Source organism: Bacillus sp. MYb56 (genome assembly GCF_002976445.1).
Lineage (GTDB): Bacteria > Bacillota > Bacilli > Bacillales > Bacillaceae_G > Bacillus_A > Bacillus_A mycoides.
On the sequence record NZ_PCOH01000001.1, the window covers coordinates 327,823 to 349,965 of the forward strand.

General features: G+C 35.3%; 15 protein-coding genes. 2 read left to right on the forward strand and 13 right to left on the reverse strand.

All coding sequences use genetic code 11. The annotated features are described in order from the left end of the window. Window positions 1–17: 17 nt before the first annotated feature. From CQ058_RS01615 to CQ058_RS01655, 8 genes are all read right to left on the reverse strand, one after another. On the reverse strand, window positions 18–1,460 hold the full coding sequence (locus tag CQ058_RS01615) for an MDR family MFS transporter (RefSeq protein WP_002141686.1): 1,443 nt from the start codon (window positions 1,458–1,460) through the stop codon (window positions 18–20). Next, window positions 1,460–1,684, reverse strand: a complete 225-nt coding sequence (locus tag CQ058_RS01620) for an MbtH family protein (RefSeq protein ID WP_000184075.1) — start codon at window positions 1,682–1,684, stop codon at window positions 1,460–1,462. Before CQ058_RS01620 ends, CQ058_RS01615 begins: the two co-directional genes overlap by 1 nt. Then, window positions 1,681–8,841, reverse strand: coding sequence for an amino acid adenylation domain-containing protein (locus CQ058_RS01625; RefSeq protein WP_105589401.1), 7,161 nt, complete (start codon window positions 8,839–8,841; stop codon window positions 1,681–1,683). The genes CQ058_RS01620 and CQ058_RS01625 overlap by 4 nt, the downstream gene beginning before the upstream one ends. A 33-nt stretch (window positions 8,842–8,874) precedes the next feature. Next, window positions 8,875–9,768 carry an isochorismatase family protein gene (locus CQ058_RS01630; RefSeq protein WP_002012770.1) on the reverse strand — a complete coding sequence of 298 codons (894 nt, stop codon included), beginning with the start codon at window positions 9,766–9,768 and terminating at the stop codon, window positions 8,875–8,877. A gap of 24 nt (window positions 9,769–9,792) precedes the next feature. Then, on the reverse strand, window positions 9,793–11,409 hold the full coding sequence (locus CQ058_RS01635; RefSeq protein ID WP_002192926.1) for a (2,3-dihydroxybenzoyl)adenylate synthase: 1,617 nt from the start codon (window positions 11,407–11,409) through the stop codon (window positions 9,793–9,795). 12 nt (window positions 11,410–11,421) lie between these two features. Then, on the reverse strand, window positions 11,422–12,621 hold the full coding sequence (gene dhbC, locus CQ058_RS01640) for an isochorismate synthase DhbC (protein WP_105589402.1): 1,200 nt from the start codon (window positions 12,619–12,621) through the stop codon (window positions 11,422–11,424). Window positions 12,622–12,647: 26 nt separating this feature from the next. Next, window positions 12,648–13,433 carry a 2,3-dihydro-2,3-dihydroxybenzoate dehydrogenase gene (dhbA, locus tag CQ058_RS01645; protein WP_002189539.1) on the reverse strand — a complete coding sequence of 262 codons (786 nt, stop codon included), beginning with the start codon at window positions 13,431–13,433 and terminating at the stop codon, window positions 12,648–12,650. Window positions 13,434–14,062: 629 nt separating this feature from the next. Beyond that, the gene (locus tag CQ058_RS01655) at window positions 14,063–15,265 is read right to left on the reverse strand and encodes an L-lactate MFS transporter (protein WP_002085734.1); all 1,203 of its coding nucleotides are present in this window, start codon (window positions 15,263–15,265) and stop codon (window positions 14,063–14,065) included. 693 nt (window positions 15,266–15,958) lie between these two features. On the opposite strand from CQ058_RS01655, the gene CQ058_RS01660 reads away from it, so the two are divergent. Further along, window positions 15,959–16,144 (forward strand): YkvS family protein, encoded by a 186-nt coding sequence (locus CQ058_RS01660; protein ID WP_002012762.1) that lies wholly within the window; start codon window positions 15,959–15,961, stop codon window positions 16,142–16,144. Between the two features lie 63 nt (window positions 16,145–16,207). Here CQ058_RS01660 and CQ058_RS01665 read toward each other — a convergent pair whose 3' ends face one another. Next, entirely contained in the window at window positions 16,208–16,507 is a 300-nt protein-coding gene (locus CQ058_RS01665) for an ArsR/SmtB family transcription factor (RefSeq protein WP_002012759.1), read from the reverse strand. A gap of 336 nt (window positions 16,508–16,843) precedes the next feature. Here CQ058_RS01665 and CQ058_RS31665 point away from each other — a divergent pair, with 336 nt between their 5' ends. Then, window positions 16,844–17,017: a hypothetical protein gene (locus tag CQ058_RS31665; protein ID WP_002157923.1), complete on the forward strand. Its 174-nt coding sequence runs from the start codon at window positions 16,844–16,846 to the stop codon at window positions 17,015–17,017. A gap of 160 nt (window positions 17,018–17,177) precedes the next feature. Here CQ058_RS31665 and CQ058_RS01675 read toward each other — a convergent pair whose 3' ends face one another. The 4 genes from CQ058_RS01675 to CQ058_RS01690 form a co-directional block, all read right to left on the reverse strand. After that, complete coding sequence (locus CQ058_RS01675; RefSeq protein WP_002189537.1) at window positions 17,178–20,267, reverse strand: AAA family ATPase; 3,090 nt, start codon at window positions 20,265–20,267, stop codon at window positions 17,178–17,180. Further along, on the reverse strand, window positions 20,264–21,421 hold the full coding sequence (locus tag CQ058_RS01680) for an exonuclease SbcCD subunit D (protein ID WP_002012752.1): 1,158 nt from the start codon (window positions 21,419–21,421) through the stop codon (window positions 20,264–20,266). Before CQ058_RS01680 ends, CQ058_RS01675 begins: the two co-directional genes overlap by 4 nt. Before the next feature lie 15 nt (window positions 21,422–21,436). Continuing rightward, window positions 21,437–21,676, reverse strand: coding sequence for a DUF2584 family protein (locus CQ058_RS01685; protein ID WP_002085739.1), 240 nt, complete (start codon window positions 21,674–21,676; stop codon window positions 21,437–21,439). A gap of 184 nt (window positions 21,677–21,860) precedes the next feature. After that, window positions 21,861–22,118 carry a hypothetical protein gene (locus CQ058_RS01690; RefSeq protein ID WP_002012747.1) on the reverse strand — a complete coding sequence of 86 codons (258 nt, stop codon included), beginning with the start codon at window positions 22,116–22,118 and terminating at the stop codon, window positions 21,861–21,863. Window positions 22,119–22,143: the final 25 nt, after the last annotated feature.

A 22,143-nucleotide genomic window follows, 5' to 3' on the forward strand; every position in this document is an offset into this window, starting at 1 on the left:
TATTAGCATGCTGCAACTCATTCATTTACAACTTCTTTCTCTTTTTGTAATACAGATAACAGCTTTTTATTCTTCTTTGACATTACCTCTTTATCAGAAATACGTAAAGAAAATAGTAATGCTATGAGTAAAAATATTGCTGATCCAATTAATGCTGCTTGATATGGTAAGAAATCTGACTGTGCATTATTCTGTACGTTATTACTTCCAAAACCAGATAGTATACTAGCTAAAACAGCAACTCCTATTGCTGATCCTAATCGGTTTTGCACATTGAATATAGTAGTTGCTCTACCCATAGAAGGTGGTGCAATATTGTTAAAAGCAGAAAATTGAACCGCACCGACAGATTGGCCTAAGAAAATACCAATGCCAAACAATAGTGCCCGAATTTGCCATGGATTCGTATCATGATTTACAAAACTTAATAAAATAAAGATAACCGCCGTACTTACTAATCCAATAGAGATTACCTTTCGAGCTCCTAATTTCTTATATGACCATGGTACAATCTGCGAAGAAATCATTAATCCAATCGCCTCTGGGAATGTAGTAAGACCCGACTCCAGCGCGGAAACTCCTATTACATTTTGATACATAAGCGGAAAAATAAATAACATTCCTAGTAAACCAGCTGATGAAAACAACGAAATAAGACTCATTTTTCTAAAGACCGGTTCTTTTAATAAGCGTAAATCTAACATCGGTTGCTTTACTTTAAGTTCTACAATAATAAACAATGTAAGTAATACAATCCCAGCTATCCCAATACTAATTATTTCTGGAGAAACCCAACCTTTTGACGGGCCTTGACTGAGTGCATAGATGAGCATCGCAAAACCTGGTGCTGAAAGAACAAAACCGAGAGAATCAAAACGACCAGCCGATTTTTCAATATGCTCTGCTAAAAATAGAAGTCCAAATAGCAACGCAATGATGCCAAACGGCAGATTAATATAAAATGCCCAGCGCCAAGACATTTGATCTACAAAGAAACCACCAATAATTGGTCCGATCGCTGGTGCTACAGCAATTGGAAGTACAATAAATCGAGAAATTTTTGGTCTTTCCTCTGGTGAAAATGTTCGGAATAACATCGCCATCCCGACTGGTGTTAAAAGTCCGCCACCAGCACCTTGAATGATACGAAAAATGTTTAATGAAGTAATATCATTAGCAATTCCACATAGTGCAGATGCAATTGTAAAAACGAAAAGGGCAGTTAAAAATACTTTTTTCGTACCAAAGCGATCTCCTAACCAACCAGAAATCGGAAGGAAAATAGCTAAGCTAACTAAATACCCAACATTTACAGTCCCCATTGCAGATGGGGGCACTTGCAGTTCTTTGCTTATCGTTTGCAGTGCTACATTCACAATCGTTGCATCCATCGCAGCCATAAACATCGCTGTTATATAAACGATGCTTACAACTACTTTTGGATTTATTTTTACTTTCATTATTGTTTTCCTACTAATATTTTTTCGCTAATTTGATTTTTTTTCGGCTCTAAATCATTCCAGTTAACTTCAACGTATTCTAAGCAAACTTGTCTGCTAGCTTCTTCATGTACGACATTCCATCCAATTGGTACATCGAGAAAGGCAGGCCAGAGAGAATACTGGCCCTCCTCATTCATTAATACTTTATATGTGTAATTATCATTTTCAAATGGATTCGTCATACTTTACTTACCCCTTTCTTATTCTGCAAATATTTCGCTAGCACTTGTCCAATTTCTGTAAGTGGACCTGGCTGACATAAATCTTTATGTCTACAATCAATGTCATGCTGCACGATTTCCCCGTCTAAATAATTTAGCCACGTATTTGGAGAAATAGGATCAAACCAGTCTGGTATAACAGTAGATCTAAAGAATAAAATATCCCCGTTATAAACTTTTGGCACATATTTCCCTAACAACCCTACTGAATTTACATATGTTTCTTTCAAGTTTAAAATAGTCTCTTCCTCAAGACTTGCTAATGCACTTCCATCTTTGCGAAGTATTGCAACCGCACTTTCCATAGTAAGTGGTTTACCATCCATGTTATCTGGATCATATCCACCTAAAGCAAGTAATGCGATTAACGCTTCTTCTTCAGTAGGTGCTTCCGTATTCGGTAAGAAGTGACCAGGATACGAATCAAGCATAACGAGTAATTCTACTTCTTCCCCTTCATTTTGAAGTTGCGCCGCCATAGCATGAACAACATTTCCTCCAAGCGACCATCCGAGTAAACGATATGGTCCGTGAGGCTGTATTTCACGAACGTGTTTTAAATAATCCGCCGCCATCTCCTCTAAGCTTTTTGGAAGTTCTTCATTTTCAGCGATACCACGTGCTTGTACACCATAGATTGGATAATCTGTTCCTAAAGATTTCATAAGTCCTGCATAGCACCAACTTAATCCACCTGCTGGATGTACACAAAATAGTGGTAATTGATCTCCGCTTGCTCGTAATGGAAGCAACACATCAAGTGCACTTTGACCATTCCCCATTTCAAGTCTTTCAGCAAGCCCTGCAACAGTAGGTGCTGCAAATAAAGTTCCGATATTTAGTTCAACTCCAAGTGCCTCTTTAATGCGACTCATCAGCTGCACTGCAAGAAGTGAATGACCACCAAGATCAAAGAATCCATCATCAATTCCAATTTGAGACACACTTAAAACTTCTGTAAACAAGTCACATAACATTTCTTCTTGCGGTGTTCTCGGTCCGCGGCTAGAAGATGATGCAATAAATTCTGGAGCTGGCAATGCCTTTCTATCTAATTTACCGTTTGGGGTTAAAGGTAACTCATTTACTACTACAAAAGCGTATGGAACCATATAATCTGGCAAACTACCTCCAACATACTGACGCATTTCATTCGTATCGATCGTTTCATTATTTGATGCGACGATATAAGAAACTAATCGTTTATCCCCTGGTTGATCTTCCCGTACAATAACAGCTACTTGTTCAACTTTAGGATGTTTCATTATTACCGCTTCTATTTCCCCTAATTCAATTCGGAATCCACGAATTTTAATTTGATGATCTGCACGTCCTATATAATCTAACGTCCCATCTTGACGCCAGCGCGCTAGGTCTCCTGTACGATACATTCTTGTACCTGGCTTACCAAATGGATCTGCGATAAAACGTTCAGCAGTTAATCCTGCTCTTCCTAAATATCCATGAGCGAGCCCTGCACCTGCAACATATATTTCTCCAACTACTCCAGGTGGCATCGGTTGTAAATAGTTATCTAATACGTATACTTTAAGATCCGGTATACTGCACCCGATTAAACTATTTGCTCGTAAAGATACGATACTTTCATCTAATTCAATATAACTAACATGTACCGTCGTCTCCGTTATTCCGTACATATTAATAAGCTTCGGTGCGTTATAAGGATGACGACTATACCAATCTTCTAATCGACTTAGTTCAAGTGCTTCTCCGCCAAAAACAACATATCGTAAAGATAATTTTTGACCAACCTCTTCATTTTCACGATCTGCTTGCATCAATTGATAGAACGCTGATGGAGTTTGGTTTAAAACAGTAACCTTTTCCTTAACAAGAAGCTGTAAAAATTCTTTCGGCGAGCGACTTACAGTATGTGGTACTACAACTAAACGCCCTCCATATAATAAAGGTCCCCAAATTTCCCAAACCGAGAAATCAAAAGCGTATGAATGGAACATCGTCCACACATCGTCTGCGTCAAATTGGAACCAATGATCAGTTGCGCCTAAAAGTCTTACTACATTTTGATGAGGTATCATAACCCCTTTCGGTCTACCTGTTGAGCCTGACGTATAAATAACGTAAGCAATATGTGAAGGAGATAACGGCTTCATGCGCTCCATTTCATCTATATTGTCTTCACTATATTTCTCAATTTCTTCTATTACGTTCACATCATCAACTAAAATCTTTAGTGCCTCATCACATTCAATTTCCACATCTGAATTTGTTAAAACACATGATGGTTTCGCATCGTGTAGCATAAATGAGATACGATCTGACGGATAATCCGGATCTAACGGAAGGTATCCCGCACCAGCTTTAAGAACAGCAAGTAAGCTTACAACCATATTTAAAGATCTCGGCATCGCTAAAGCAACAAGTTGATCAGGACCGATTCCTTTCGCTATTAACAAACGAGCTATTTTATTCGCTTTTCTATTTAACTCTTCATAAGTTAGCTTTTCATCTTCAAAGACAACAGCAATAGAATTTTGATTTACATGAGCCTGCTTTTCAAATAATTGTGGCAATGTCATTTCAGGTACAATTTGAAAACCACCATTCCACTTTTCTAAAACTGTATTTCGCTCTGCTAAAGTTAATATTTCTAATCTACCAATTGATTGATCCGGATGTTTCTCTGCATCATCTAATAATAGAATGAATCGTTCTATTAGTTTTTGAACCGTTTCACGTTTATATAAATCGGTACTAAACTCTAACAATCCGTGTAAGCCGTTTGGAGTACCATCAACTCTGTTACTCTCGCTAATTTCAAATGTTAAATCAAATTTTGCAGAACCAACACTTTGAATTTCAAGGCTCGCTTCTAAATCCGGTACATTAAACGTTGCTTCTGGCGTATTTTGGAAAGCTAACATAACTTGAAACAGCGGATGACTATTTCGAGTTCGTACTGGGTTTAACACTTCAACAAGTCGTTCAAATGGAACATCTTGATTTTCATAAGCTGCAAGGTTTACCTGTTTCACTCTATTTAATAATTCTTTAAAACTTGGATCTCCTGATGTATTTGTGCGTAACACTAATGTATTTACAAATAAACCAACTATATCCGTGAGTACATCGTCGTTTCTTCCAGCAATCGGACTACCTAATGGTATATCAGTTCCAGCACCTAATCTTGTAAATAAGGCACTTAGTCCTGCTTGCAACACCATAAACAAACTAACTCCATTTTTACGAGCGAGCTCCACTAACCTACTATGCATACCTTCATCTAAATGAAAATGAATTGTTTCCCCGCGATAACTAGTTTCAATTGGGCGCTGGTAATCTGTAGGTAACTCCATTTGATCTGGTAAACCTTTTAACTCTTCTTTCCAAAAATCTAATTGTGTTGAAATAATACTGTCTGGTTTTGTTTCATCACCTAATAGCTGTTGTTGCCATAGTGAATAATCTGCGTATTGAACTGGAAGGGTTTCTAGTTGAACACTATCACCTTGACATCGTGCTTTATAAGCCGCTGTAAAGTCTCTCGTTAACGCTTGTAATGACCATCCATCTCCTACAATATGATGCAAAAGAATTAGTAAAACATGTTCGTTTTCACTCACTTTAAAAAGTTGCAAACGAATTGCTGGTTCGGTATCAAGATTAAAGCTATATCTTACAGCTTCAGACAGTGTACTTTTTAATTCATCCTTACATGTATTTGTTATAATCATTTTTAAATTCAATTTATCCATTTCTAGAATTCTTTGATATGAACTGCCAAGTGAATTCGGGAAAATCGTTCTAAGTGTTTCATGTTTCTCAACTACATCATAAAAGGCACCTTGCAGTGCTTCCTCATTCAATTTTCCAGACATACGAATGACTAACGGAATATTATAAGTAGGACTTGGACCTTCTAAACAATTTAAGAACCATAACCTGCGCTGTGCAAATGAAAGTGGAACTTCATTTGGCCTACTTACTTTCTTAATAGCTGGTCTTGCGCTTTTTGCACGATCCAACTGGTTCGCTAATTCAGCGACAGTTGGTGATTCAAATAGCTTTCCGATTCCTAATTCTACACTTAACGTTTCACGAATTCTTGCCATTAAACGAGATGCAAGAAGCGAATGGCCACCCATTTCAAAGAAATTATCATCTATACTAATTCGCGAAACACCAAGTACCTCAGCAAATAAATCACATAATATTTCTTCTTTCGGATTTCTAGCAACTCTCTCATTGTTCATTCCATTAAAATCAGGAGCAGGTAATTTCTTTCTATCAACCTTACTATTTGGTGTTAATGGTAATTCTTCTAGCACAACAAATGCCGATGGCACCATATAATTCGCTAAACTTTCTGAAACATAAGAACGAATTTCCGAAAGATTAATTGGTTCCTTCTCTTCGGCAACGATATACGCAATGATTCGTTTATCATTTGGACGATCTTCTCGTACCATTACCACTGCTTGTTGTATATTTTCATGTCGTTGTAATACCGTTTCAATTTCAGCTAATTCAATTCGGAAACCGCGAATTTTAATTTGATGATCCGCGCGACTAATGTACTCTAACACACCATCCTTACGCCACTTCACAAGATCACCTGTGCGGTACATACGTGCTCCATCTTTTCCATAAGGATTTGCAACAAACCGTTCAGCCGTTAACGCTGGTTTTCCTAAATATCCGTTCGCAAGTCCTTCTCCTGCAATATATAATTCACCGATAACTCCAGGTGGAACAGGCTGTAACCCTGCATCCAAAACGTACACTTCTGTATTCCAAATTGGTCTTCCAATAGGAGGTATACCATTTTCACTGTCATCAATATTTATGAAAGTAGACCAAATAGTCGTTTCAGTTGGTCCATATAAGTTAGTTATAGAGCAACCTAATTCTTTTAATTTATTTGCTAAATGTGCCGGAAGAGCTTCACCGCCAACGAGTACGTTTAGCCTTTGTAACCTCTCTGGATATTCAGTTATTAAAGCCTGCCAGAGCGTCGGTGTAGCTTGCATAATTGTCGCTCTTTCTTCTTGTAACAATGTCGTTAACGCAGAAGGCTCTTGGATTACCTCTTTTTGTGCAATTGTTAAACTTGCACCACTAATAAGAGGTAAATAAATTTCTAGAGCAGAAATATCAAACGCAAACGTTGTAACTGCTAATAAATGATCGTTTTCATTTAATGAAAACATATCTTTCATAGCTAATAAGAAGTTACTTAAACCTTTCATAGGAACAATTACACCTTTTGGATTTCCAGTTGATCCTGAAGTGTAAATTGTATAAGCTTGGTTTAAAAGTGATTCATCATTTTTAAATGGTAAATTCATATGAGAATATGTTTTTAACGCTATTTTCGTTTCTTCGCTATCTAATATGATTTTTTTAATATCATTTTCTATAACTAAAGTAGATGAAACAGATGAATGTGTTATGATACAAACTGGATTTGCATCATTTACTATATAATGAATTCGCTCGGCTGGGTATTCTGGATCTATCGGTAAATACGCTGCACCAGCCTTTAGAACTGCTAGCATACTAACTACCATTTCTATTGATCTTGGAAATACTAAGGCTACAAACTGATTTACTTCTATTCCTTCTTCTAATAAATAGTGTGCTAGTTCATTCGCTCGTTCATTTAGCTCTTTATACGTAAGTTTTATCCCGTTACAAGTAACTGCTATTTTATTTGGATTTTTTTGTACTTGTTTTTCAAATAATATAGGTAGATTAATTAGCTCTTCAGCTTTCTTCGTTTCATTCCATTCCAATAAAATTTTATGATTTTCTTCAGGAAGAGTAATGTTTATTTTTCCAATCGGCTCGTCTTTATGATAATTATTTATCACTAATTCTAATAGATTCATAAATCTTTCTTTATGCAATGCTAGTTCCGCGCCGTTATATACTTCCGGATTCGCATCAAAATGAATCATTAACTCATTTTCATCGAAGCGCTTATATACATTAATCGATAAGTCATCGACAGGTCCTGCTGATAAATTATGTGTAATACCACGATTTCCAGCAAAGTTAAGCCCGTAATCAAAAGGCATAACATTCACTAACGGCCCAAACAACCTTTGATTTTCACCTAGTAACTTTAAGTCTCTTCTTAATTCCTCATGACGATATTTATGATGACGACGTACGTCTCGAATTTCTTTAGAAACTTGCTGTATTAATTCTACAAAAGTTATATTTGGAGTTAACTTTAGACGAAGTGGAACTAAATTCATTACCATGCTAGGTGTATGAATAGATACAGAACCAAGACGCCCCATCATCGGTAAACCTAAAACAATATCATTTGCACCTGTTAATTTATGCATATAAATACTTGTTACAGCTACAACAAATTCGGGCCAACTCGTTAACGAAATATTAATATCTTCTAGTAAAGTTTTCGTACTAGCATTTGATAAATAAGCAGTTTCTCGTAAAAATCCATTTGATGTTCTCGGCGCTCGTTCTGCTAAACTTATAACTTCCGGTTCATCTGCAAACTTTTCTAGCCAAAAAGTACGATTTTCCTGAAATTGTTTAGATTCACGATACTCATTATCTTCTTGTACAATTTTGGCAAGAGAACCAAATGGCTTTTCATTCTTATTTGTTTCTTCTATAAGTGATGTATACTCATTCGCTACCTTTTGGCTAAGAAGTGAAAATCCATAGCCATCCATCACAATGTGATGGATGCGCTGATACCAAAAGAAACGATTATTTTCAACTTGAATAAGTGCTTCAGTAAATAATTTATCTTCTTTTAAATCTATCGGTACAGATAAATCATTTTTCATCCATACTTTAGCAGCTTCTTCAGGATTTCCCTCTTTACGAACGTCAATAAAATGCATATGAAACGTTGACGATTCCTCAATAACTTGCCATGGGCCAATTTCATCCTCTTCGAAACGAACATGAAGTGCTTCTGCTTCTTTTACCACTTTACGTACAGCTAACTCGAAAATTTCATGATTAATATTTCCGTTTATTTCTATATATTCCCCAGTATTATAAATCGGATTAAGCGGATCTAATTGTTGCGCAAACCACATACCAGACTGCGCAGATGATAACGAATGGCGAATCTTTTGACTATTAGGCATTCTTTACTACCCCTTTATTATGTAGTCTATTTGTTACAGCACTTGTGCTGCTTGTGAAGATAGTAAACGGTACCAATCATCAACAGTTGGACGTTCTGCTAAATCTGCAAAAGTGATTTCTTTCCCTTCGCGGCGCCACTTCTCTACTAAACTCATAATTCTGACCGAATCAAGTCCTCTATTTAATAAGTCTTCATCAACTTCAATACTCTCTACTGGCTCACGGAGTAGTTGTGCAACTAGTTCATGTACTTTCTGTAAAGTGATTCCTTCACTCTCATCGCTTTTTACACTTTGTAAATCTTTTAATAGTAAGTTTGTTGATGTCGTTACTGCACATCTATTAGATGCATACTGCAATGCTTGTTTATGATGCTCTAGCGAAAAATCAGCAACTGCATCTGCTACAAAAAATGGCTCTATACCATCCATAAATGCTTCACAAGCTGTTAAAAGGCAGCCAATATGCGCATAAATACCGCAAATAATAAGTTGATCTCTTCCCTGCTCATTTAAAATTTCTAATAGATTCGTCTTTTTAAATGCACTATATCTCCATTTGGTTAGGAATATATCATCCTCATCTGGAGTAAGCTCATCGACAATTTTCTTTTTATCTGGTCCAGCAGGAATACCGTCACCCCAAAAGTCTTGTAATAACCCTCGTTGTTCTAACGTTTGTCCACCAGGTTGTGCTGTATAAACAACTGGTATACCAAGTTCCTTGCATCTTTCTCTTATCACCTTAATATTTGAAATTAGTTCTACTTTTGGCGATTCTTTATCGCTATATGCATCAAGAAAATATTCTTGCATGTCATGGATTAGAAGAACCGCACGTTTCGGATCTGGCGTCCAATTCACTTTATTTTTTGGTAGTTCTGATTCAATTGGCATTTTATATACTGAAATAGATGGGATAGCCATCTAATCACTTCCTTCCGATTTTTATTATTGTTTTACTGTAATAAGTTTTTCAGCAATGACTTTACGTAATTCTTTTTTGCTTACTTTTCCAACACCTGTTTGTGGGAATGATTCAATAAATTCAATTCGATCTGGAATCTTATAAGCTGCTATACCACGTTCTCTTAAGAACATTTTTAATTCGTTTGCAGTTAGGACTTGTCCACGAGCGATAACAAAAGCGCAAGTGCGTTCTCCTAAATAATCGTCAGGCATAGATACAATTGCTACATCATGTACTGCATCATGTGCTAATAGATGATTTTCAACCTCTTCCGCAGCAACCTTCTCACCGCCACGATTAATTTGATCTTTATCTCTTCCTTCTACAATGATGTAACCTTGTTCATTTACTTTCACAAGATCTCCTGTACGATAAAATCCATCCTTTGTAAATGATCGTGCATTATGCTCTTCCGCTTTATAATAACCACGAATTGTATATGGCCCTCTTGTTAATAAACTTCCTACTTCACCGGGTTTTACATCGTTATCATTTTCATCAACAACCCTTACTTCATCGAATGTAGACATCGGTCTACCTTGCGTATGAATAATGATTTCTTCAGGATCATTTAATCTTGTGTAATTTACTAACCCTTCTGCCATACCGAACACTTGCTGTAACGTACATCCAAATGTAGGGCGAATACGCTTCGCAACTTCGGCACTAAATTTCGCACCTCCTACTTGAATAACTTGCAGGCTCGATAAATCGTCGTTACGGGAAGATGCTGCATCAAGCCAAATCATTGCTAATGGTGGAACGAGCGCTGTAATCGTAACTTTTTCTTTTTCTATAAGAGCAAATGCCTCATCTGGACTACCTCCAGTTGCCAATACTACTTTTCCACCCGCATAAAAAGTTCCAAATGTCCCTGGAGAACTCATCGGGTAATTGTGTGCTACTGGAAGAACTGCCATATAGACACTTTCTGCATTTAAATTACAAATGTCAGCGCTAACACGTAAACTATAAATATAGTCATCATGTGTTCTAGGAATTAATTTAGAAAGTCCTGTCGTCCCTCCTGATAATTGGAGAAACGCAACATCACTTGGCTGAACTTCTGGTAACGGAATCGGATCCATATAAAGATCAGTTATGTTCACGAATTCTTCTTCTTCCCCCACTACGATTACATGTTGTAAAGCGGGAACTTTCTCTTTCACTTCTCTTGCTAGTTTTCGGTAATCAAAGCCGAGAGCCTTATCTGAAATAATGTAAGCACTCGCCTCACCGAACTCGCAAAAATAACTAATTTCACTACTGCGATGAGAAGGTAGTGCAAAAACAGGAAGTGCTCCAATGCGAAATAGCGCAAAGCATATTTCGAAAAACTCTATAATATTAGGTAACTGGATTACAACTCGGTCCTCTTTCTTTATTCCTAAATTCAGTAAACCTGAAGCTAAGCGATCTACCTTTTTATCAAGTTCACTATACGTTATATGCGTATTACTACTTACAACCGCAATTTGATCCCCATATTTTTCAGCACGTTCTTTTAACATCGAACCAAATGTTTCTCCAAGCCAACACCCTTCTTCTCGATAGCGATTGGCAAATTCTTTTGGCCATTCCGTATAACCTATTAACATTCTTTCTTCCCCCTATTTTTCATTCAGCGAATTATCTCTTAACCCTAAAGCCTTCAACATTGTTTGGAACTTAGCTGATGTTTCTGCTAACTCATCTTCTGGCTTTGATTCAGCAACAACTCCAGCACCTGCATATAAGCGAAGTGTATTCTCTTGCACTTCAGCACAACGAATTGTAACAATCCATTCGCCATCTCCATCTAAATCGCTCCACCCTAACATTCCTGTAAAGAATTCACGGTCAAATGGCTCAATTTTTTGAATAGCCTCTCTCGCTTCTTCCATTGGAGTTCCGCAAACTGCTGGCGTAGGATGAAGAGCAATTGCTAATTCTAAAGAAGACGTATTTGGGTCCTTTAGTTCACCTTTCACTTCCGTAGACAAATGCCACATTGCTTCACTATGAATAACTGAGGGTTTTTCTGGAACATGTAATATATGACAGTAAGGGCGAAGCGCAGCGGCAACCGCTTCAACTACTACCGCATGTTCATGTAAATCTTTTGGAGAAGAAAGTAATTCTTCTGCCCTTCTTTTATCTTCTACTGGATCCTCACTTCGTGGTCTTGAGCCAGCCAACGGATTAGAAATTACTTGCATACCATGACGTGAAACAAGTAATTCAGGACTTGCTCCAATTAACGTCTTACTGTACTCGTTTTCATCTTTCGGCAAATTAACAGCAAATGTGTAGCCGTGCTTATTATGTTCCGCTAATTCACGAAGTAGTTTTTGTTGATCAATTTTCTCGGAAGACTTAACATCCAATGATCTAGATATAACGATTTTCCTTAAATCTCCGTCCTGAATTTTTGCTATTCCTTGCTTCACACCATCCATATAAACTTCAGGAGCTGGAACCGGTGTCATTTCAAATGTCAGTTTCTCATTTCGTTTTATCTCATTTGTCGTCTCTAACTGTAAACGCTCAGTAATTCTACTATGTTCTGGTACGATAAGTTGAACTTCTTTTCTACGATCAAAGGGCAAAGCACCAACAGCGATAGGATTCGGATTTCCGGCTTGTTTTGCATTACTTAATACCGCTTGTACAAGTTCTGGAAAGCTTTCAATTTCACGATGTTTTACTGTAGTAAACTCTCCTTCTGCTAATATTGTTCGAGTTGGTGAAGCGAAAAAGAATGAAGATTCTGTCTTATAATCTTCTAAAAGTTTTTCTGACAGTTCCTTTACGGCTGTAAGTTCATTCATAGTATAATAACCTCCTGAATTTTTTATTAAACTCCTAATGTAGCTCCGCCATCGACACATAAATTGTGCATTGTAATATGACTCGCTTTATCAGAAGCTAAAAACAATACTGCTTCAGCAATTTCTGAAGGTTGTGCAATTTTTTGTAACGGAATACCGAGTCTATATGTATTTTGAGAACCAGCAATTATATTTTCAGCTCCATTCTCATCAGCCCATAGTAATCTTTGCATTTCAGTTTCAGTAGAACCAGGAGAAACTAAGTTGCAGCGAATATTGTATGCTGCAAGCTCTAACCCTAAACACTTCATAAACATTGTCGTTGCGGCTTTTGATGCAGCGTACGCAGCCATTTCCATTCTCGGAGTATTTGCCGCATTTGAACCAACTGTAACAATTGCCCCTGACTTTCTTTGCATCATATGTTTACTTACTGCTCGAGACATATAGAAAACTCCTGTAGAATTTACAGAGAAGGTTTTATTCCAATCTTCATCACTTAAAGAGTGAATTGGTCCCATACGTAATATCCCTGCAACATTTATTAATATATCTATTGGTGCTATATCATTTTCAATACCGTTTACCATATCTTCAACAGCGGTACTATCACTCACATCTAAATGAAATATTTTCATACGTGTTTCATTTAATTCATTTTCATTTAAGAGTACGTTTAACCCCTCTTCATTTTGATCAACCGCAATAACTGTAGCTCCTCTTTCTAAAAACATTTTGGCAACAACACTGCCTATACCTTGAGCTGCACCTGTTACTAAAACCGTTTTTCCATCAAATTCCCCTAAGTTCATTTCCTCTATCCTTTCATTTGAAAATTAATCTAATTAAACAAATAGCAATAATGATAACGATTATCACTATCAATGTAAAAAATAATACACTTACTAAACTAATTGGTCAAGTGTACTTTTCATCAAAATATTATTCATTGATAATGTTTTTCATTTAATATTCTTACATCGAAATGATAATCTTTCTCAACAAACTTGTCAACCTATTTTTATTTTTCAGATAAAATATTTTAGTACTTCTCAATACAATTACATCTAAAAGCATTAATAAGTACTTACATTAAAAAATTTAATTCGTACTCCTCTTTTTAAAATTGAAGAAGATAAACTTTAGATACCTTCATTTACAAAGCCTTACCAAAAACTCAAGTATATATTTTCTCAACATTTTTCTGAAAATATCAAGAAAGTATATCTTGCAATTACCGATGCATGTCGTGTTTATAATTTAAGATTTAATAAGTATTTCGAATATAATATATCAATTTATGATATTCCAATATAATCCAAACGGATACTTTACTCATTTTTTTGCCTCTAGAAAATTCCACATGTTGTAATTCATAAAAAAGCACCCTATTAAATAGGGTGCTTTTTAGTAAACATAGTGTTAAAGAAGATTTATATACTTACGCTACACTGCGATACTCTTCTTCTTTTTCTTTTTTCTGCTTAGGCACTTGGATTAAAAGTGCGATAATAAATGATACGACACATAATACGCCGATCACCATGAAAGTTGGTTTGAATCCACCTAGAACTGCACCGATAAAGGAACCAGCGAGCGCTCCAAATCCAAATCCTTGATACACAATTCCGTAGTTCTTACTATGGTTTTTCATACCGTAGAAATCACCAACGATAGCTGGGAAAATAGTGATATTTCCACCAAAGCAAAACGCTACACTTGCTACACATACGAAGTAGATACCATAATTTAAATCTACGAAACTTAAAACCAAGACTGACGCTGCCATAACAACAAATGTACCAGTAACGATTTTTAAACGGCCGATTTTATCTGATAACGGTCCTAAAATAATACGACCTAATGTATTGAAGATTGCAACCATAGCCACCGCATTAGCTGCTGTCGCTGCGCTAAGCCCTACAAGTTGAACACCAATGTCTTTTACCATACCAATTAAGTATAAGCCACTCATACATGATGTAAATAACATAATAAATAATAAGTATACTTGTTTTGTGCCCAACATTTCTTTCGTTGTATATTCCTGAGTTTTTGTTTCATGAACTGCTCCTTGATCTGCAGCTTGATGGATTAAACAAGCGCCAAGGACAATCATAGCTGTAACAATTAAACCCCAGTATATAAACGCTTGTGATACACCAACTGATTCAATTAACTGTGCGTTAATATATTTAAAAATTAAGCTACCTGAACCATATGCAGAGACAGAAATACCAGCAATTAAACCTTTACGCTTTGGAAACCACTTTATTAAATTGGATAATGAAGTGATATATGCTGTACCATCTGCATAACCTACAACAACCCCTGCTAGTACATAAAGCAATATTAATGAGGAAGCTTGTGAACTAAGTATTAATCCAATTCCTAATGCTAGTCCAGCTATCATAATAAGTTTACGAAGTCCCCATTTTTCTTGCAATTTACTCGCAAACAAAGTTGAAAACGCTAAAGACAGGCTAGTAATTGAGAAAGTTATAGCAACAGCGTTAAGACTCCAACCGTATTTACTCACTAAGGGCTGATTGAATAAACTCCATGTATATATCGTACCAAGCCCCATTTGTACTATGACTGTTCCAAGGACAACAAGCCATGGATTAACCGATGATTTTTTCATACCATCTCTCCTCCTCTTTCTATTTCAATGCTATTCGCTAAATATGCTTTTTTTATTTTTATTTTCGCCACCTCATTCGACTTAACAACTTCATTGTATAGGATGTTTTCGCTTATGTAAGCACTTACAAGATGGAGCGTCAAAAATATGGAATCAGTTACAGAAAACGAAGGGTGAAATACAAAAAACTACTTGTTAAATACGTAGTAGTTTTTATAATGTTTTACATCAATACGACTTATGTGTGTTTTCATATCCTCTTTTATACAAAGTTATGCGCCCTGTTACACCATGGCTGGACTTCAAAATTTTGATTATCCTATATAAACAAAAAAACACCATATTCTTTTTAACTCCCCAGCTTTATAACATGTTGCGTCTATATTTCTTAATACAAATCATTTAATAGTCTTGTAATCTGGCTTCTCGTTACAATGCTTGTAATCAAAAATCCCACCATTTCCACTTCCGTATATCTTGTTTTTCTAACGAAACATACAAAAGTACAACGTTTTTTACAATTTTCTACATAAAAACAGAAAATATATAATTCATTTACATAATTTTGCACTTTAATTTTTATTAAACAACAAATATTTTATTGATAAATAAAACTAAACATTCACTAATATATCTATACGTGGTTTAATATATATAATAAACAAACATTTCTGACTTTTATAAGGAGGTACTATGAAAGCAAACGTAGGCGATACTATACTATTTCAACGAAATAACTTAAAGATCACAGCATCTGTACTAAAACTATACACTGAATCGGTCTTAGTTGAAGTCACAGATGTAAGCGGTGGTACTTTTGAATTTGACCGAACAATTGTAAATCATAAAAACTATAAAATTTTAAATGCAAATAAATAAAACAATACAATACAAAATAGCCCCTGCTTAACAGCGGAGGCTATTTTGTATAATAACAATTCATTAATTTACATATCCTAAAACACTAACAATCTTGCTTGCTTTTAAATTATTAATATAATAATAAATTTCTAACCCTCTTCTCTCAGCTCTTAGCACTTTACCTTTCATTTTTGATAAATGCTGCGAAACAGTCGATTGAGGAATATTTAATATTTCTGTTAATTGTGTTACATTACAAGTTTTGCGTGCACTTAATTCATTTACAATTTGTAATCGTATTGGATGCGCCATTATTTTTAAAATATCCACATCTTCTTCAGTTACTAAACTTTTTTTTATCTCGCTCGTATATGTTGTCATAAGACATTCCCCTTTTATTTGAATTCCTTTTTATTAAAATCTGCTTCTAAATAAAATATTATCTCTAAATATACAATTAAGACCCTTATATAGAAATAATAGGATTTTGATTATTTAAAAACAGCAATACTATACAATTTCATCTATTTGGTACATATACATAATACAATTTCAATTTGTGCTCTATGTGAAGTTAGCATAAATTTATAATGAAGATTTTTCAAACAATTCACATCTAACTATATACTTCCTCATAACACTATCCAGTGATTTTAACATATTTTAGGCGTTTGTATATACTATTGCAAAACACATTAATATTGAGGGGGACTTTATATGCCAACACCGTCACAAGAACAAGTTGAAGAAGCTCGTGAAACATATGTCAGTCGTATTATTTTAGTTGGTGGTTCAGCTTTATTTTTAACAGGTGGTGTTATATCTGCAATTTCAGCCTTTAAAAGTTATAATCGTTTGGCAAATACGCCACCTTCTTCAAATGATTCATAATTGCATCATTCATTCCTTTAAATAATAAAGATGCCGCCTCTACTATAGAGACGGCTTTATATAAAAACATTATTAAATTCATTTGAACTTAATTGAAAAAACGTTATAACAATTTGGTACAATGTTCAAAGTAAGGATAGATACTTTCAATTTGACAAGCTTATTTCACCACAAACCTCGTCTGACTACACCCATCCTTCTGCTTCGTTACTTCTAATACAGCTGGCATTGCATTTTTCAGTTCTTGAACGTGTGAAATTACACCGATAAAGCGACCTGATTTTTGCAAGTCGATTAGGGCGTCAACTGCTTTCGTTAATGACTCTTCATCTAATGAGCCGAATCCTTCATCGATAAACATCGTTTCGATGGAAATACCACCCTCATACGCTTGAATTACATCTGCCATTCCAAGTGCTAAGCAAAGTGATGCGTTAAATTTCTCACCGCCAGATAATGTTTTTACATCTCGGGTTTGACCTGTATATGCATCATATACATCTAATCCTAATCCACTTTGTCGATTCCTCTTTTCAACTCGTTCGCTTCGTTTTAAATAAAATTGTCCATTTGATAATTTACGTAGTCGTTCGTTCGCAATTTGAACAATTTGTTCTAAATACTCAATTAAGATGTAACGTTCAAAGGATATACGACTATCGTTATCCCCTTTCATTACTTCATATAAATCAACAAGTTCTTGGAATGCTTTTTCTTCCTCATGAATTTGTTCATCAATTCGTTTAATATTTTCATGTAAATCCGTAATATATGATACGGCGTTTTGAGCACGTTGTCGTTTTTCTTTAATAATATCAAGGCTAATTTCCAATTCTTTCACTTGCTCATCTAATGAAGAAATGTCCATATACTCTTTATCTTTTAAGTCTGCTTTTAATTCTTCAATTTGTTTTGTAAGTACTTCTAGAGATGAGTAATAACTTTGGATTTCTTGTTGTAACTTATCCATCTCAGCATCATTTAATTTGGATTCTTTATATGTTAATTGATCTGTAAATCCGCTTTGTTCTAGCTCTTTCATAAAGCGTGTGAACGTCTCTTCTTTCTTCTCTTTTGCACTATTAAATTGATTAGAAGCATTATCATGTTCTGCTTGAATACGTATATTTTCATTTTGCCAATGTTGATACGCCTCTTGTACTTTCTCCCATTCATCTTCCATTAACCTAAGTTCTTGCAGAGCTTGGTCAAACTGTACTTTCCAAGCTTGTACCGTTTGCAAGCTTTCCGGAATATTTTGCTTATCATGTTCATATGACGTACGAAGCTGCATACACTCCATTTCAGTACGGTGCTGCACAGTTTCTACTTCACGCTTTTGTTTCTGGAGTTCTTCTACTTTTTCTTCTACGCTTTTTATATTCACAGCAATTTGCTTACGCGTTTCTTCACTTGCTTTTAACGCATTAACTTCTGCTGCTAATTGCTTTCCTTTTTGAACGAGCGCACTATATGTTTCTACTAATTCTTCTGAGCGATAGCCTCGCTTTAGCACTTCTTCTATCACTTGTTCATATTGAACTCGATAGAAATTCCACTTTTCTTCTAATTGAACATGTAATTTTTCCGCAATAGTTTTCTTTTCTCTTAGCTCATTTAACTCTTTTTCATCAATTGCATTACTTTGCTCTGTAGCTTTTTTCGGGTGGTCCATACTACCACATACTGGACAAGATTCACCATCATGTAAATGAAGAGCTAATATACCAGCTTGTTCACTTAACCAGCGGCGTTCCATATTTTCATATGTACTAACTGCCTGTTGCATCTTATGAAACGCACTTTCTTTTTCTAGCTCGTATTTTTGTTTTTCTTGCCATACATCATATGCCTGCTTTAATACTTTTGCATCTTCTCGCATATTCGTTAGTTCTTCTACTTTAGCTACATATTGTTCAAGCGCTGCTTCTAATTGCTGTAATTCGCCAGACATTCTTTGTTTTTCATTTTTATACGCTTCTAGTTGTTCATCTAACTTTTGCATACCTTCTTTTAATTTTCCTATGTGAATTTCAGCATTTTGCAAATTTAACTTTTTCTCAGCTAATGATGCAATAATTGGCTGTAACTCTTCTAGTCTTTGAACTTGTTTTTTAGCATTTTCTCGCTCGGATGCCTTATTCTTTAATGCTTCATATTTCTCCTGAGCAAGTGCAAAACTGTTCATTATATGCTCTTTTTTTGCGATTATCTGTTTTAACAAACTTTCAGACTGCTGTTCATATTGCATCGCTTCCTCATGCCATTGCTCAAATGGTAATAATCGCTTCGCCTGTTCCGCATGTTTAAAAGATTTTTCTTTCATTTCGATTACGGCACGGTTTTCTTGTAAAATACTGTACTTCTCATTCTTTTGTTCTAAATCTTTGAATTTCTCATTTACAGCTTTTGCTGCATGAAAACGTGCCTCTGCTTCTTTTAATTGTTTCGTTTTGTCATTTTGTTCTAAGTGTAATTGCTCAACCTCTGCATTGTACCAATTTGTTTCTTGTTCTAATGCCTCTACTACTTGATGTGTATTTACATGCTCTTGCTCCACTAATGTCTCTAATAATGCCCCATCACGTATTGGTAATTTAAATACATTACGGAAATATAGCTCACGTTCTTTTTGTTTTTCTTGTAAGACGTCTTTCCATTGTTTACGCTTTTGATCTAATATCTCACGCATTAATTTATAACGATCTGTTTTAAAAATGCGGCGTAGTATTTCTTCTTTATTTTCCGTTTCAGATGTTAATAATTTTCGGAACTCTCCTTGCGGTAACATGACAATTTGGCTAAATTGATGTTTACTTAATCCAATTAAATCTTCAACTTTTTTATTTACATCCGTTACATGAAAACGATCGACACATGGAACTTTCTCCTCATCAATTACTTCATATAATTCGACTGCATGTCCTGTAATTGTTTTATTTCCTTGTTTTTTATGGCCCAGTTGTCGTTTAATTTCATAACTTTTTCCTTTTAATTGAAAAGTTAATTCCACACTTGTATAAACATCATCATCAGCAAATTGGCTACGAAGCATGTTAGTATCACTGCGCTCTTCTCCACTAGCTTCTCCATATAATACATAACAAATTGCATCAAAAATCGTTGTCTTTCCAGCTCCTGTATTTCCAGAAATAGCGAAAATACGATGCTCACCAAGATCTTTAAAATCGATTACTTCTTTCTGTTTATATGGACCAAACGCGGTCATTATAAGCTGAATCGGTCTCATCCTCGCTCACCTTCCCGTTCTTGCACTGTTTGCAAAACATCTAAAAATAGACGTTCTTTCTCTTCTGATAGATCTAGCCCTTTCATTTCTTTATAAAATGCTTTTAAAAGAGATAAATCATCCGTTTTATGTCTTGAAACAGTTACTTCATTTTCATCTGTGAACTCTCGTCTTTGAATAGATCTTTCAACATGCATTGCATTTGGGTATACAGAACGTATTTTTTCCATTGGCTGCAAGACAGGATTTTCATCTAATAATTTCACAAATACATAATCTTCACTCACTGGATGAAGCAATAAATCGTCTATTTTCGCTTCTACTGTACGCATTTTACGACGTGGTGTAAGTAAACGTTTTTCAATTGTTGTTTCACCTTTTTCATCCAGTTCCACAATATAATATCCTTTTTTATGCTTTTCTTCAGAAATAGAATATGCAAGTGGTGAACCTGAATAACGAATTGTCTCATTACGTACAAAATGCGCTTGATGTAAATGGCCAAGCGCCGTGTAATGAAATTTATCAAAATAATGGCTATTTACATATTCAGCACCACCAATTGAAAGTGGTCGTTCCGCATCACTCGTATTTTCCTCTGCCTCTCCTGAAGAAGTTACAAATGCATGTCCTACAAATATGTGTCTCGCTTCTTTATCCATCGTTTCAGAGAGTTCGTTCATAAAAATACGCATCGCATCATCATGAGAACGAACATCTTCATTTTTCAATATATGTCTAACAATACTTGGATCTGCATACGGAACGAGATGGAAATGAACCTCTCCGTATTCATCATTTAAAACAACGGGATTGTATGGAAACTGGAATTGTCCAACAATATGTAATCCTTGTTTTTTCATTAAATTACTACCAAAATGTATGCGGTCCGGACTATCGTGGTTTCCTGCAACTGCGATTATTGGTGTTTGTAAATCAATAACTATCTTTTGTAATACATCATTTAATAAGTCTACTGCTTCTGTAGGTGGAATTGCTCGGTCATATAAATCTCCTGCAATAATTACAGCATCCGGTTTTTCCTCTTCAACAGCTTGTACAAACTGATCTAACACAATTTTTTGATCTTCAGTCATATATACACCATGAACAAGCTTACCTAAATGCCAATCCGCTGTATGAAAAAACTTCATATTACCCTTCTCCTTTTAGTTTACTGATTGTAGTGAAACAAGCTGATAGTTTAGTGTAGTTTTTCCGTTCTCCCATTCTAACTTTTGGACAATTGCACTACCGATTCTTTCTTCGTTTGATTTATATAAAGGCAATATTTCTTGAATAGTAAATAGATGATAACCATCTAAAATTAATTGAAATAAATTATCTTCTATATGTAATCTTACTTCTTTTTCATTTGAAATAATTTTTGTATGCATCTCAAATTTCATGCTAGATACAACCCCTTTTTTCTAATCTCTACATTTTAATAGTATAGTGGTCATGCAAGATTGACAAGTAAATACACCGGGATGCACATACTTTTTTAATTATAAATATTTTATGTTTTTTTATATGAAATACGGTATGTGAAATTATTAATCTACAAAAATAAAAATGCCCTTTCAGGCATCCTTATTTTTGTAAGTACTCTTTCATAACGTAGTACAATACAGTTATTAAGACAATCGCTACAAAAAACGCAAATACGGCCACAACATACCCATCTTTATTTAATAAAAAGCATATGGAAATAGATATTATAAAAATCGGAAACACGAGACGTACCTTAGCCTTCACTTCTTCTGTCGTATCTGTATGATGAAAATACTGTGTAATTCCTACCATAAGAGATGACAAAATAATAACCGACAATAGTAAAGGTCCTGGCATTCCGATCTCTCCTTTCTCTATTTCT

What these genes read in the sequence shown, in the direction of transcription:
- CQ058_RS01615 (WP_002141686.1), bottom strand. Translation starts at nt 1,460, where the DNA reads ATGAAAGTAAAAATAAATCCAAAAGTAGTTGTAAGCATCGTTTATATA.
- CQ058_RS01620 (WP_000184075.1), bottom strand. Translation starts at nt 1,684, where the DNA reads ATGACGAATCCATTTGAAAATGATAATTACACATATAAAGTATTAATG.
- CQ058_RS01625 (WP_105589401.1), bottom strand. Translation starts at nt 8,841, where the DNA reads ATGCCTAATAGTCAAAAGATTCGCCATTCGTTATCATCTGCGCAGTCT.
- CQ058_RS01630 (WP_002012770.1), bottom strand. Translation starts at nt 9,768, where the DNA reads ATGGCTATCCCATCTATTTCAGTATATAAAATGCCAATTGAATCAGAA.
- CQ058_RS01635 (WP_002192926.1), bottom strand. Translation starts at nt 11,409, where the DNA reads ATGTTAATAGGTTATACGGAATGGCCAAAAGAATTTGCCAATCGCTAT.
- dhbC (WP_105589402.1), bottom strand. Translation starts at nt 12,621, where the DNA reads ATGAATGAACTTACAGCCGTAAAGGAACTGTCAGAAAAACTTTTAGAA.
- dhbA (WP_002189539.1), bottom strand. Translation starts at nt 13,433, where the DNA reads ATGAACTTAGGGGAATTTGATGGAAAAACGGTTTTAGTAACAGGTGCA.
- CQ058_RS01655 (WP_002085734.1), bottom strand. Translation starts at nt 15,265, where the DNA reads ATGAAAAAATCATCGGTTAATCCATGGCTTGTTGTCCTTGGAACAGTC.
- CQ058_RS01660 (WP_002012762.1), top strand. Translation starts at nt 15,959, where the DNA reads ATGAAAGCAAACGTAGGCGATACTATACTATTTCAACGAAATAACTTA.
- CQ058_RS01665 (WP_002012759.1), bottom strand. Translation starts at nt 16,507, where the DNA reads ATGACAACATATACGAGCGAGATAAAAAAAAGTTTAGTAACTGAAGAA.
- CQ058_RS31665 (WP_002157923.1), top strand. Translation starts at nt 16,844, where the DNA reads ATGCCAACACCGTCACAAGAACAAGTTGAAGAAGCTCGTGAAACATAT.
- CQ058_RS01675 (WP_002189537.1), bottom strand. Translation starts at nt 20,267, where the DNA reads ATGAGACCGATTCAGCTTATAATGACCGCGTTTGGTCCATATAAACAG.
- CQ058_RS01680 (WP_002012752.1), bottom strand. Translation starts at nt 21,421, where the DNA reads ATGAAGTTTTTTCATACAGCGGATTGGCATTTAGGTAAGCTTGTTCAT.
- CQ058_RS01685 (WP_002085739.1), bottom strand. Translation starts at nt 21,676, where the DNA reads ATGAAATTTGAGATGCATACAAAAATTATTTCAAATGAAAAAGAAGTA.
- CQ058_RS01690 (WP_002012747.1), bottom strand. Translation starts at nt 22,118, where the DNA reads ATGCCAGGACCTTTACTATTGTCGGTTATTATTTTGTCATCTCTTATG.